The 13743-nt window shown below is 54.4% G+C and carries 12 protein-coding genes; 11 read left to right on the forward strand and 1 reads right to left on the reverse strand.

What is annotated here, in order from left to right; all coding sequences use genetic code 11:
• The first annotated feature begins 80 nt into the window (after positions 1-80).
• From BMW93_RS06465 to BMW93_RS06485, 5 genes are all read left to right on the forward strand, one after another.
• Positions 81-1277, forward strand: coding sequence for a cytochrome-c peroxidase (locus tag BMW93_RS06465; RefSeq protein ID WP_090374368.1), 1197 nt, complete (start codon positions 81-83; stop codon positions 1275-1277).
• 89 nt (positions 1278-1366) lie between these two features.
• Entirely contained in the window at positions 1367-2344 is a 978-nt protein-coding gene (locus BMW93_RS06470; RefSeq protein WP_090374369.1) for a ThuA domain-containing protein, read from the forward strand.
• A gap of 324 nt (positions 2345-2668) precedes the next feature.
• Positions 2669-3826: a tail fiber domain-containing protein gene (locus BMW93_RS06475; RefSeq protein ID WP_177194028.1), complete on the forward strand. Its 1158-nt coding sequence runs from the start codon at positions 2669-2671 to the stop codon at positions 3824-3826.
• Between the two features lie 41 nt (positions 3827-3867).
• Positions 3868-5304 carry a T9SS type A sorting domain-containing protein gene (locus BMW93_RS06480; protein WP_090374371.1) on the forward strand — a complete coding sequence of 479 codons (1437 nt, stop codon included), beginning with the start codon at positions 3868-3870 and terminating at the stop codon, positions 5302-5304.
• A gap of 29 nt (positions 5305-5333) precedes the next feature.
• Positions 5334-6521 carry a tail fiber domain-containing protein gene (locus tag BMW93_RS06485; protein ID WP_177194029.1) on the forward strand — a complete coding sequence of 396 codons (1188 nt, stop codon included), beginning with the start codon at positions 5334-5336 and terminating at the stop codon, positions 6519-6521.
• Between the two features lie 9 nt (positions 6522-6530).
• Here BMW93_RS06485 and BMW93_RS06490 read toward each other — a convergent pair whose 3' ends face one another.
• Positions 6531-7817, reverse strand: a complete 1287-nt coding sequence (locus BMW93_RS06490; RefSeq protein WP_090374373.1) for a glycosyltransferase — start codon at positions 7815-7817, stop codon at positions 6531-6533.
• A gap of 138 nt (positions 7818-7955) precedes the next feature.
• Here BMW93_RS06490 and BMW93_RS06495 point away from each other — a divergent pair, with 138 nt between their 5' ends.
• The 6 genes from BMW93_RS06495 to BMW93_RS06520 all read left to right on the forward strand — a co-directional run bounded on the left by BMW93_RS06495 (position 7956) and on the right by BMW93_RS06520 (position 13722).
• Complete coding sequence (locus BMW93_RS06495) at positions 7956-8303, forward strand: hypothetical protein (protein WP_090374374.1); 348 nt, start codon at positions 7956-7958, stop codon at positions 8301-8303.
• 341 nt (positions 8304-8644) lie between these two features.
• Positions 8645-9637 carry an alpha/beta hydrolase gene (locus BMW93_RS06500; RefSeq protein WP_090374375.1) on the forward strand — a complete coding sequence of 331 codons (993 nt, stop codon included), beginning with the start codon at positions 8645-8647 and terminating at the stop codon, positions 9635-9637.
• Positions 9638-9681: 44 nt separating this feature from the next.
• On the forward strand, positions 9682-10494 hold the full coding sequence (locus BMW93_RS06505) for an alpha/beta fold hydrolase (protein ID WP_090374376.1): 813 nt from the start codon (positions 9682-9684) through the stop codon (positions 10492-10494).
• Positions 10495-10579: 85 nt separating this feature from the next.
• Positions 10580-11632, forward strand: coding sequence for an alpha/beta fold hydrolase (locus BMW93_RS06510; protein WP_090374377.1), 1053 nt, complete (start codon positions 10580-10582; stop codon positions 11630-11632).
• A 41-nt stretch (positions 11633-11673) separates the two neighbouring features.
• On the forward strand, positions 11674-12681 hold the full coding sequence (locus BMW93_RS06515; RefSeq protein WP_090374378.1) for a bestrophin family protein: 1008 nt from the start codon (positions 11674-11676) through the stop codon (positions 12679-12681).
• Positions 12682-12699: 18 nt separating this feature from the next.
• Entirely contained in the window at positions 12700-13722 is a 1023-nt protein-coding gene (locus BMW93_RS06520; protein ID WP_090374379.1) for a hypothetical protein, read from the forward strand.
• Positions 13723-13743: the final 21 nt, after the last annotated feature.

Below are 13743 nucleotides of genomic sequence, written 5' to 3' on the forward strand. Positions count from 1 at the left end.
TTAATAGTGCCATGCGAATGGTAAATTTCAGTTCCTGCCTGCCTTATATAAGGGAGTTTGAGTTGAATAGGGTGAATGGAATGGCAGTAATATCGACTGGAATAGTAAAGAATTGTATTGTGATCCTGGGTGCCGCCACTACGCTTTTTGCGTGCGGCGGTGAACAGGATGCAACATCCGAAAAGGAAGCAGCCCGCGTGGAAACGATCGCGGACCTCGGCGCATTGCCATTGAAGGCCAGCGATCCGGCAGATAATCCTTCGACACCCGGGAAAGTGGCGTTGGGCAGGTTGCTGTTTTTCGATCCGGTGCTTTCGGGGAACAAGGATGTGGCCTGCGCTACCTGCCACCAGCCCGAGTTCAACTATGCCGAATTCCTCGAAACTTCCATCGGCGTTAATGGCGTCGGAAGGGGCCAGAACCGGCGGTTTGTGGACCCGAACGACATCCCGTTTGTCAAAAGAAACTCCCAAAGCGTATTGAATACGGCCTTCAACGGGCTGAAAAATGGCGAAGAATACGACCCGGCATCGGCACCGATGTTCTGGGATGTGCGGGCGAAGGGCCTGGAACAGCAAGCGTTGGAGCCGATCAGGACATTGGAGGAAATGCGGGGGAACGGCTTTCACGAAACCGGTATTCTCGACGAAGTAGTAACAAGACTTTCGCGCATTCCCGAATACCGCCGGTTGTTTTCGGTGGCATTTCCGGAAGCGCAGTCGCCCGTGAGCCAGCTGAACCTCGCCCGCGCGCTCGCTGCGTACGAGCGCACGCTCGTGGCCCCCAACACGCGCTTCGACCAGTATATGCGCGGCGACAGCAATGCATTATCGACCGGCGAAAAAGAGGGGATGAACGCCTTCCTCGTGACGGGTTGTGCCAAATGCCACTCCGGCCCGATGTTCTCCGATTTTAAATTGCATACCCTGGGCGTGCCCGATACCGAAAACCGGAAGGAAAGCGACCCGGGAGCCGATAAGAAGTATGCATTCAGAACGCCATCGCTCCGTAATCTCCGGTTTACAGGGCCTTACATGCACAGCGGGAAATTCGCCACCCTCGATCAGGTGCTTATGTTTTACGAAGATATCGCAGGCGGCAAACTGCTGAACCCGCATGTCAAGGAAGGCCAGGTCGATCCGTTGGCCACGCATATGGACGTCAATTTCAAAGATATTTCCCGCATCGTCGAGTTTTTGAATACGCTCAATGACGATTCCTTCGATAAATCGGTACCCGAAAATGTTCCGAGCGGATTGCCGGTAATGGGTAAATAGGGGTACAGCCTGTGTTTGGTTTGAAACTTACATTATTTTTACCTTGGCGCCTCCGGTACCCGGTGCATTATCCCATAACCCGTCGATTTATGACATCAAATAAACTTCTGATTTTCCTGCTCGCATTGCTTGGTGCGGCCACTGTTTCCGTTCCTTCATCCGCGCAAAAGTCGCCGCTGAAAGTGCTTATCGTCGATGGGCAGAACAACCACGAACAATGGCCGAAGATCACGGCCATGATGAAGTACTACCTGGAAGACAGTAAGAAATTCGCTGTGGACATCCAGCGCACGCGGTACACCTGGCAGGGCGATAAGCTCGTGGAAGCATACCCGGTGAAGAACGGCCCGGCAACGGAGGCGTTAAAGCAGCCTAAAAGCGATTCGACATTTCACCCCAAATTTTCCAATTACGATGTGGTGATCTGCAACTTCGGGTGGAATGCGGTGCCGTGGTCGGCGGAGGCCCAGAAAGATTTTGAAAAATTCATGAAAAACGGGGGCGGACTGGTGGTGATCCACGCGGCGAACAACTCGTTCCCGCAATGGCCCGCCTACAACCAGATGATCGGCCTTGGCGGCTGGGGCGACCGGACGGAAAAAGACGGCCCGTACGTGTATTTCGACCAGAACGGCAAGGAAGTACGCGATACGCAGCCGGGCAAAGCAGGCTCACACGGTGCGCAAATGGAATTTAAAATCACCGTTCGGGATCCGAATCACCCTATTACCAAAGGTATGCCGGCCAACTGGCTCCACAGCCGCGACGAATTGTACGACCGCCTGCGCGGCCCTGCCGAAAATATGCAGATCCTCGGTACCGCGTTTTCGCCTAAATCCAATAACGGTACCGACCGCAACGAACCCATGCTGATAGCCCTGCGCTATGGTAAGGGCCGCATTTTCCATATGGCTCTGGGCCACGCCGATTACTCCGTCGAATGCGTTGGCTTCATTACCTGCCTGCAACGCGGCAGCCAGTGGGCCGCCACGGGAAAGGTGAATATCCCCATTCCATCCGACTTCCCGACCGAGACAGAGACGAAGCAGCGCAAGTTTGCGCAGTGATTGGGCAAAAAAAGCATATGCAAAAGCGCCTCGGAACGAACTTCCGCGGCGCTTTTGCATAAATAATTATTAAACGGTCAAGAAATTGTGTTAACGGAAGGCTAATGGCGGTAAATCAGTGAGTTATAAATTCAGGTCAGGTCGATTAAATCATACTACATGCGCGTTCGGAATTGGATAATGCCTTGTAGATATGTTCTACAATTCGAATGTGGAATTATTTAGAAGTATTTCATAATCATAGTTGTATTTTTGGAATTAGTTGTACTTTTTATAACAGCATTAGTCCATTTCTCTACTATGAATACAAATTTTACTTCAAAGATGTTTGACAAAAAATCAGTGAAACTGTCCCTGCGGCGACCAACCCTGAATGTATTACTATGCGCATTACTTGCACCTGTGGGCGTGTATGCACAAAAGACGGACACCCTCCTGGTGGGGCGGGATGCCGCGCAGAACAAAAACATGATCGTTTTTCAAGACGGCGCGTTTCTGTTGGGCGGTGAATACAATGGAGACGGATCAGGCGTTGACGTACCTGTCGAAGGAGCCGGTACACGCCTGATGTGGTACCCAAAAAAGGGCGCTTTCCGCGGAGGAGGTGTAAACAGTACGCAATGGGATGCGGCCAATATCGGAGACTATTCCGTGGCGATCGGACAAGATGTGCGGGCATCGGCGAGCAATGCAACTGCTTTTGGCCTAAGAACAACAGCAGCGCAGCAGTCATCTTTTGCGGTGGGCGAAAACAACGTCGCGAGCGGGGCCGCATCCGTGGCCATGGGTTATCACGCTCATACGAATGCCCGCCAGGGAAGTTTCGTGTTTGCTGACCGGTCTTCTGTGGATACCATCCGCGCCGGCGTAAACCACTCGGCCAACTGGCGTACCAGTGGCGGGTTTCGCATATTTACGTCGTCCAACCTCAGTACCGGCGTAACACTCCAGAGCGGCGCTTCAGTGAGTAACTGGGGGCAGTCCAATGCGGTCATTTCCACTTCTACTGGTGCTTACCTGTCCACCAGCGGTGTATGGACGAGTGTTTCGGACGTCAACCGCAAACATCGCTTCCAGCCGGTATCAACCGAAGACGTTCTGGAAAAGCTCCGGAAGCTTCCGATAACCAGTTGGAGCTATAAGACGGAAACCGACAATATAAGGCACATCGGCCCGATGGCGCAGGACTTTTATGCGGCATTCGGACTGGGCAACGATAACCGCGGCATCGGAACCGTGGACGCCGACGGCGTGGCATTGGCCGGTATCAAAGCGCTGGAAGAACGCACCCGGCATCTCGCGACAGAACTGGAAAGCCTGAAAGCCGACAATGCGGCACTTCGCCAGCAACTAAACGACAACGGCGGTAATTCATGGATGGGTTTTGCCGGTATCGGCCTGCTTGTACTTGCGCTGGGTGGCGGTTTAATGTTGGTTTGGCACCGCCTGCTGTCCGGTAGAAGCCGGGTTTTTCAGGCCTGACGCATCCAGTCCTTTTCGTGTTTTAATCAAATAGATCCTAAATGAAAACTATATATATTCTGGCTATTCTTGCCGGGTTGGGCGGAAGTGTGGCCGCGCAGAGTTTTTCCAGTGTCGACGGGGCGCTTACCGTCCAGGGAGGCATTTTAAAAGTAAAAGGCGACCTGCAACTGGGCGGTGGGTCTTTTACGAATAATGGGAGCGTTTTCGTGTCGGGAAACCTGGTCAATAACCAGGCGATGGCCGAGGTGGATACGGGCTCGTTGATATTAGACGGTACCGCTACGCAGACGGTGAGTGGTACCCAGACGTATTTCACGCGCTTTTTGACGATCGACAACGCTGCGGGCATTGTGCTGGACAACAGTATCAAAGTTGGCGGGACGGTTAATCTCCTAAATGGCATTGTGGAAGCTACGAACGCCGTGGCCGCACTGGTGATAGGGGATACCGCATCGGTAGCGGGTGTGTCCGACGAGAGGCACGTCAATGGGTATGTGGTCAAGACCGGGACGGGTAGTTTCGTTTACCCGGTCGGGGACGGCATCAGGTATCAGCCGGTCACCGTGGAACTGACCGACAACAGCGCGGGTATGAGTGTGCGGTATTTCGATGGAGATGCAGGCACGGCCCCATTCGCTACCACGGGCGGCTCCCACATTGCGTTGGAAGCGTACAACAATGAGGAATACTGGGACCTGGCGCCGAAAGGCACTGCCACCGGCAAAGTGATCATTACATATGATGACTATAAAAACCCGTCGATCACAGTTTCCGAAAACCCGAACGTTTTCAGCGTAGCCCACCTCACGGGTGGCAGCTGGCTCAACGAAGGGCACAATGTAACAGGGACACTAACAGCCGGAACCGTTACAAGCGAGGTGATATCCTCGTGGAGCCCCTTCACACTCGGCGCCATTCCGGAAGCCGGGTTGCCTGTGACGCTGGTCAGTTTCAATGCCAAAGCAGTCGAAAACAATGCATTGCTCGAATGGCAGACGACCAGTGAAGAAAATGCTTCGCATTTCGAGGTGGAACGAAGCTTCGACGCGAGGAGCTTTCAGAAAATTGGCACCGTGGCCGCGGCCGGCAACAGCAACGAGCTGCAACGCTACTATTTCACAGACCGCTCGTTCGGAAGCCAGCTGCAAACGGTTTACTATCGGCTCCGTTCGGTCGATCTCGATGGTACTTTCAGTTTTTCAAGGGCTGTTTCCCTGCAACCGCGTGGTACAGGCCAGCTCGCGGGCGTATACCCGAATCCCGCACGTAGGACGGGTATGGTGACGGTTTCGTCTGGTATTCCCGCAAGCGAAGTAAGCCTTTGGGATATGCTTGGCCGCCAAATACCTGCCCGCACTTCGGCGCTGTCCGACGGCTCCATGCAGGTGAGTCTGAATGGTGTTGCTTCGGGGATGTACCTTCTTAAACTGACTACCAGCCAGGGTGTTGTGAACCACAAACTGGTTGTTGAATAATGATAAACCTTCCTATTTATCCATTTGATATGAAACGAATCATATTTGCTTCCCTGTTTATAACTGTTTCTTCCTGCGCCTACGCCCAGGTCGGTATCGGCACACTTACACCGCGCGCCGGATTGCACGTGGCCGACAGTAGCGTCGTTTTCGCTGCGTCCGGTGACGTGGCGGTAAATAAACCCGTACCTGTTACAGGCGAAGGCCGTCGCCTGATGTGGTATGTGGATAAGGCCGCGTTCCGCGTAGGGTATGTGGGTTCATTTTCAAGTAATTATTGGGATGCTCCCAATGTAGGCAACTACTCGTTCGCAGCGGGCCAGCACGTGCGTGCCGCCGGGGCAAGTTCTTTCTCGGTCGGCCTGGCGACTACCGCAAGCGGTGAAGCGTCGGTAGCGCTGGGGAATAATGGTACGGCGGCGGCAGACCGCGCGTTGGCATTCAATGGAACGGCTACCGGAGTAGGCGCCATCGCATTAGGCAGCGGTGCGCAGGCCACCAGCGATGATGCCGTAGCCATTGGTCCGTCGTCGATCGCGGGCGGGCTCGCCTCGGTCGTGATAGGCCCGTCCATTGCTTATGGATCATTTGCAATCGCAATAGGCCTGCAAAACAGTGCGCGGGGGAATTTTTCCTTTGCGCTTGGCAAGAACGCACGCGTGAAGCACCAGGGGTCTTTCGTGATCAGCGACGCCAGCGCAGGTTTTAGTAGCGATAGTGCATATAGTACTGCAAATAACCAGCTCACCATGCGTTTTGCCGGAGGTGCACGTGTGTTTACCAATCAGGGCCTCACGAGCGGCGTCGAAATTTTTTCCGGCGGCGGATCTTGGAGTGGAGTAAGCGACCGGCGGAAAAAGGAGAATTTCGAAGTATTGAATACTGAAAACGTCCTTCAAAAAGTAGCACAGCTCCCGCTTACCAGCTGGAACTACAAGAGTCAGCCTGCAACCACCAGGCACATCGGCCCGATGGCGCAGGATTTCTATGCGGCATTTGGTCTGGACGGCATCGGGAACGATACGACGATCAACTCCTTGGATATCGACGGCGTCAATATGGCCGCCATCCAGGCACTTGAAAAACGCACCAGGGACTTGCAGGAAGAAAATGACCGCCTGAAAGCAAAACTGGAAGCCATGGACGCGAAAATGGCTTCCATTGAAAAGATGATCATGGGAGCACCGCGGAAAGAGGAAGTCTCAGCTTCCCGGTAATCTGCCCGTTCAAAGGAGCTGCCCGATAAAGCCTGTGGCGATTTCATTGGCCGGGTAGCTCCGAAATTCCTCACTAAGCTGCTGCGCCTGCCGCCGGTATTGGTGGTCGGCTAGTACTGTCTCCACGGCCCGGCGGATCTGGCCGGCTTTGGGTGTCTCGGTTTTGAGGTCGATCCCGACGCCGTTGGACTGTACGCGCGCCGCAATGTCGTCTTTGCCTTCATAAACGCCTGCCACCACGATCGGCAGCCTGTGTTGCAGCGCGAGCATTACGCCCCCGTAACCGCCGTTCGTGACGTACACGCTCGCGTAAGGCATTATGGCGTCGTAATCGATGAAGTCCTCGATCAGGAAATGGGGTTGCGGATAGCGCTTGCGCAACTCGGTTGTTCCCGAGCCGCCTGTGGTAACGATCACCATTGTATCGGGGTCGTTTTTGTAGGCTTCCAACGTCGGGACAATGATTTTCTCTACATTCCGCTCGAATGTGCCCTGTGTTGCCAGAATGACCCTTTTGTATTTCAATGTCTCACCGGCTTGTGCAAAAACAGCCTTCCCATTTGATTTATTAGGCAATAGCGGCCCGACAAACCGGACATTCGGGCTCAGTTTCCGGTGCGGGTAATCGAAACCCGGTACGCCGCTTTGCAGGTAGAGGTTCGCGTTCCGGAACACCGCGTCGAACATAAAGCCGGGCTCCTGCGGCAGTCCGTATCTGGCACGAAGCTCATTGAACATGACGCTGCACGGCTTCATAATGATGTTGAATTGAAAATGGATTTTGGCACGTTTCGCCCAGCGCGTCAGTGACCTGGCGATTGCATTTTGTCCGGGATCGTCGGAAGGCGGGTTCGATGCGCTTTCGAACAACGGCAGCACACCCACGGCGACGCCTTTTACTGCCAGTAATTCCTGCACAAACAATGCCCCCAGGCAGGCCAGGTCGTACACGATCAGGTCGAACGGCCATTCGTTGTGGATTTGCACGAGATCGTCGACATACCCCGGAATGGGACTCAGGAACGTGTGCTTCACATCGAAGCGGGCGCGGGCGATCGGGTTTTTGATCTTTTTCCGCTCGGGGAACAGCTCGTCCATATTCTCCTGGTTGATCACCGGCGCCTTCACGCTCGGGTAATGCACGAGGCCCAGCTTCGCGACGCGCGCCCCGTAGTGCCCGCCCACGTACCAGCGCACGTCATGCCCGAGTTGTTTGAGGTGAACGGCCAGGCCGGTAAGCGGACTGAAATGCCCGTCGAGGGGAACAGTGGCAAAAAGTATACGTTGAATTTTCATGGCTAATAGTATTCGTTTCGAATGGGACAAAATTAGCCGCGCATTTCTCCGTTGCCTACGCTCACTCAGATGAACTGTAAAATGAAGGGGATGAAACGACTTTTATGTATTTTCGTCTGAATATCACCCTACCCGTTCATGACCCTGCCCGGCTATTACATTGTACTGGCGGGCACCAATCTCACCATTTTCTATACGTTTGTCAGACATCTCCGTCGTACCGACATTCTGCGCACGCGTTACGGGAATAGCGTCCATACCGATTTGCTGGCTGTGGAAACGCATAGCGAAGCATTACTGCCGCCGCTCACGTTACAATTACTGGTGGAAAATGCCGTGAAACATAACGTGGTACTGCCCGACCGGCTATTCAGACGTTGCCGCTGCTGCAACCTGTATAGCGGCGTTTGGTATGGTGCGGCATACACTGTATTTAGCGCCATAACACGTAATTATACGAAATATCGTATTGAATTTTGTAGTTAATTTTATTTTAAATAGTTGTAAATCAATTATTTAAAATAATGGCACGCGCCTTGCAATGAAATATAATGTCCGGACGGATTTCACTGGTGATACAGTCTGACAATCTGCCCGGGCACCAATGCAAACAACAAGTCAGCATTAGATTTCGGTTTCTCTTTCATCGAAACGAAGATGACGGATGCCAGCTCACCGAGGCTGCTGTAAGGGGTGTGCACTTTCCATCCGTTCGTGCACGGGACAAACCAACGTCGGCGCGCCGTTCCCGCGAAGTCCGATCAGCAACACGGTGATTCAATGAGGGGGGAATTACCAGCAATCAGTTAAAAGAGAACTTAACCAAAATGAAAAAGAAACAAAAAAAGCACGTGATCAAAGACTACGCTACCGATCCTAACCTGTCCAGCGGCGTCAGGGAATTTCTGAAAATCGTCAACAACTCCGGCGGACCCGCCCTCGAAACGCTTCCGCTGGCGGACGCCCAGGCAGGGCTGGCTAATGCGCAGGCTTCGGTAGAAGTAGATGTTTCCGGAATTAAAATAGACCTGAAAACCATTACCAGCGACGGCTACACGGTAGACCTCCACATTGTACGCCCCGAAAATGCGACAGGCGTATTGCCCGTGTTCATGTTTATCCACGGAGGCGGCTGGATACTCGGCGACTTCCCGACACACCACCGGCTGGTCCGCGACATCGTGCTCGAATCGGGTATGGCGGCGGTTTTTGTCAACTACTCCCGCACCTCGGAGGCGCGGTACCCGAAGGCGATCAACGAAATTTATGCAGCTACGAAATGGGTGGCGGACAATGGGCACATGATCGATGTCGACGGCAGCAACATGGCCATTGTGGGCAACAGCGTAGGCGGCAATATGAGCACTGTCACCTGTCTGATGGCGAAGGAAAAAGGCGGGCCGGAAATCAAGCTGCAAGTGATGATGTGGCCGATCGTGGATGCCGATTTCGAAACCAAATCCTACCGCAAATTCGGAAAAGACCGGTTCCTGAGCGCATCGCTGATGAAATGGATGTACGACCTCTACATCCAGAACCCCGAAGAACGTAAAACCATTTACGCCTCGCCCCTGCAAGCCACATTGGAGCAGTTGAAAGGCCTGCCGCCGGCGCTCATCCAGACGGCCGAAAACGATATTCTCCGCGACGAGGGCGAAGCCTACGGCCGCAAACTCGACGAAGCAGGCGTGCCGGTGACGACCGTCCGCTACAATGGAATGATCCACGATTTCGGATTGCTGAATGGCCTGGCCACATTACCCGCCGTTCGTTCGCACATCCGGCAGATCGGCGCGGAGCTCAAAAAATACCTGGGCTAGTCAACAAAAATTCTCAAAAATTCACCCCTAATCCATTGAATACCATGTTAAAATTTAGCTCAATCGCCATCGGTATGGTCGCTACCGCATTACTTGCATTCGTTTCACGGCAACAGATCGAATCGAGAAGAAAGCCCGAAGAACCCAAAAAAGGCGTCAAAAACATCGTACTGGTACACGGCGCATTCGCCGACGGTTCGAGCTGGGCGAAAGTGATCCCGCTGCTCGAAGCGAAAGGCTTCAAAGTGACCGCGGTACAAAATCCACTTACATCGCTCAACGACGATGTGACCGCCGCCAAACGCATCATCGCATTGCAGGACGGGCCGGTGTTGCTGGTCGGCCATTCCTGGGGCGGCGTGGTGATCTCTGAGGCGGGCAATGACCCGAAAGTGGCAGGTCTCGTATATGTAGCAGCGTTCGCGCCGGATAATGGCGAGTCTTTGAACGATGTAGCCAAAACCGCTACACCCGGACCGGGTAATGAACAGGTCCGGGCCGATGCGGCGGGCTTCCTGACGCTGACCCCGAAGGGCATTTTCGAAGACTTCGCACAAGACCTGCCTATGGCCGACCGCAAGGTGATCCTCGCCACACAAGGCCAATGGGCGGCATTCACGACTGATGAGAAGGTGACCAAAGCCGCATGGCACGATAAACCATCGTGGTTCATAGTAGCCGGCAACGACCGGATGATCAACCCCGGTCTGCAACGTGCACGCGCTAAGAAAATAGGTGCAAAGTCGCTCGAACTGAATTCCAGCCACGTACCGATGTTGTCGCAGCCTTCAAAAGTGGCCGCTTTCATCGCCAATGCCGCCAGCAGTGTCGATACGCAGGGATTGGCTTCGAAATAAGCACGATTTCAAATGTTCCCAGGTCACCTTTCACTTCGTCGACAAGGTGGCCGGGAATTTCTTCTGATCTTAAACCGCATACATCATGAGTGCCCGATACAGTCGCCGGAATTTCCTGGACAATGCTGTGCTTACATTGGCAGCGGGGCCATTTATGCTGCCGCAGGCCTCGTACATACACATGTACCGCGCAGGCAGGAGAGTTGCCGGCAATTTCGAAACCCGGCAGCACGACCCGCTGGGAACCATTCGGCAGATCGAAGCAGGGGAGCTGTCCATTGGCTACGCCGAGCTGGGGCCGGAAAACGGAATACCCGTACTGTTGCTGCACGGCTGGCCTTACGACATCCACAGCTATGAGGAAGTGGCGCCTCTGCTCGCCTCGCGCGGGTGCCGGGTGATCGTGCCGCATTTGCGCGGGCACGGTACCACGCGTTTCCTGAGCGACGCGACCCCGCGGGCGGGGCAACAAGCGGCCGTCGGCAAGGATGTGATCGCGTTAATGGATGCATTGAATATCCCGCGCGCCGTGCTGGCCGGGTACGACTGGGGCGGGCGGGCCGCCTGCGTGGCGGCCGCGCTCTGGCCGGAGCGTTGCGCAGGCCTGGTGTCGGTGAACGGCTACCTGATCCAGGATATTGCCAAAGCCTCGCAGCCATTACCAGCCAGTATGGAGGCAGCTTTCTGGTACCAGTACTATTTCCTCACCGAGCGCGGCCATGCCGGACTGACCGCCAACCGCCGCGAGATCGCCCACCTCATGTGGAAGCGGAACTCGCCCGCGTGGAATTTCGACGACGCGACGTTTAATCGCAGCGCGGCCGCATTCGATAACCCCGATTACGTGGACATTACCATTCATTCTTACCGCCACCGGCTGGGGTACGCCAAAGGATTTCCGCATTACGAAGACATCGAGCGACGCCTCGCCGCGCAACCCGCGATCACCGTACCGACGATTACCCTCGACGGTGGTGCCGACGGCGTGGTACCTGCGACGGACGGCAAGGCGGCGGCTGTCCGGTTTTCGGGCGAGCGGAAGCATCGCATTGTAACGCGTGCGGGGCATAACCTCCCACAGGAAGATCCGCGCGCATTTGCGGCGGCAGTATGGGAGCTGGCTTCGCGGCAACATTAAGCAACCTTATATTTTAATTCTAAAACAAATACCTGAATACAATGCACGTAGGCAAATCTTACCGGTTGGGTGAATTTCTGGTCTGGACCCGGCGGAACACTTACATACTCTTTCTCTTCGGACTTTTTGCCGTGGTGATTCATGAAACATGGGGGCTGAAATGGCTGAATGTGCCGTGGCCGGTAGTGGCGCTGCTGGGTACAGCTACGGCTTTTACGGTAGGCTTCAAGAATGCCCAAACCTACAACCGCGCCGCCGAGGGGCAACGCCTTTGGACCGATATCCTGAGCCTTAGCCGCTTCTGGGGCACGATCAGCATTGATTTTCTGGATAATCACGACCAAAGCAGGGCACTGATTTACCGCCACCTGGCCTGGCTCACCGCGCTACGCTATTACCTCCGCGAGGACCGCGTTTGGGAAAGCAATGAAAAGAGCCATAACAAAGAGTACCAAAGGTTTTTCCACATCCCAGAACGAATAAAGACGGTGGAGACCGAACTGAAAGCACTCCTGCCCGACCACGAGCTGGAACCGGTGCTAGGTTCGCGAAACAGGATCGGGAAAATACTCTCACTGCAAAGCAAAGCCATCAAATCACTGAATGCGAACGGGGAGGTGATCGCGGTGCAGTACTCGGTATTGCAACAGATGCTGAAAGATTTTCACGGTTTGCAGGCGAAATGCGAGCAGCTCAAAGATTCGCCCTACCCGCGGCAATACGCGGTGATCAACAACATTTTCGTGTGGACGTTCTGCTTTATGCTGCCATTCGGCATCGTGCATGATTTCGATTTGCTCAACGAGGTCGTGGATGCGCCGCTGCGGGGGTATATGGCCTGGGTGACGATCCCGTTCAGCATGCTCATTTCGTGGATGTACATTTCGCTCGAACAGGTGGGGGAGAGTACCGAAAATCCCTTTGAAGGAAGCGCCAACGACGTGCCTATTTCGCAGATCAGCCAGCAACTGAATATCGAGCTCCGTGAAATGCTCGGTGAAAATAACCTGCCCGAAGATTTGCAGGCTCATAACAACATTGTCCTTTAACCTCAATCAAACCTCAAAATGGAAACACTTAACCTCGAAATTTTGAACCCCGGCCCGATCCTTACCGCCATGCGGGGCCAGTTACTCTCGCTTGCCGCATTGCCGCATTACTACCTGCGCCGCCCGACGCCCAGCGGCTCCCCGGACTTTTCAGTCTGGGATTTTGGCGTACACCCTCTGGGCGTGCGGGAATCGGCCCTGCCCGAAGTGCTGCAACTGATCGGAATCCGCAACCTGACGCTGAATACCGTGCAGGACATGAGCTCGCTGCACCGCCTGAGCGCGGGCATCCCGCATACCGGCAACGAACAGGACAAATGGCGCTACCTCATGAGCAGCGCCGTGACGCACGTTTTGAAACCGTTTTTAATGAATTGCCGCACGATCGCATTCCACGACTGGGCGAGCCTCGCAGGGGCTTCCAACCTCTGGGCCAGTCTGCTGCGAGGCGCCATTAAGCCGGCGGGCACACAGGGGATCGAGTTTATTTTCTACCTCGGCGACCCGCTTACCCGGCGTACGTTTCAGGTGGAAGAGGCCATTGATATCATCGCCGATTTTTCGGAGTACGGCCAGGTTACCGTCGCACTCGACGAAGAAGAGGCCATTAAACTCTGGATGGTGTTGAATGGCGTGCACGAATACGGCAGCGTCATCAATCAGACTTTTCCGGATTTGAAAAGAAAATACATCTCTATTTTCAGGACGATCAATATCGATCGTCTGATGGTGTACTCGGCCACCCAGGTAATGCTTTTTACGAGGCAGACCCAACTGCTGCTGGCCCGCAAAAAGGTGGCATCGTCGTTCGAGATCGCGCCAGAGGGACGCGAGCATTTTATGGAAGGCTTCTGCATTGGCCTGGTCCGGCAGATGGATATCGTCCGCTGCCTCGCGCTGGGGCTCATTGTTTTCGGCTCGCGGACCGGCATTGATACCGCGCAGGAACGTTCCAGGACTAACCGGCAATGCCTCATGGATTATATCGATCAATGGGTCGACGACCTTCAACAGCAGGAAATCATGTATCTTTACCAGTAACACATTTGATTACTGAAAAGG

It is taken from the genome of Dyadobacter sp. SG02 (assembly GCF_900109045.1).
Taxonomy (GTDB): Bacteria; Bacteroidota; Bacteroidia; order Cytophagales; family Spirosomataceae; genus Dyadobacter.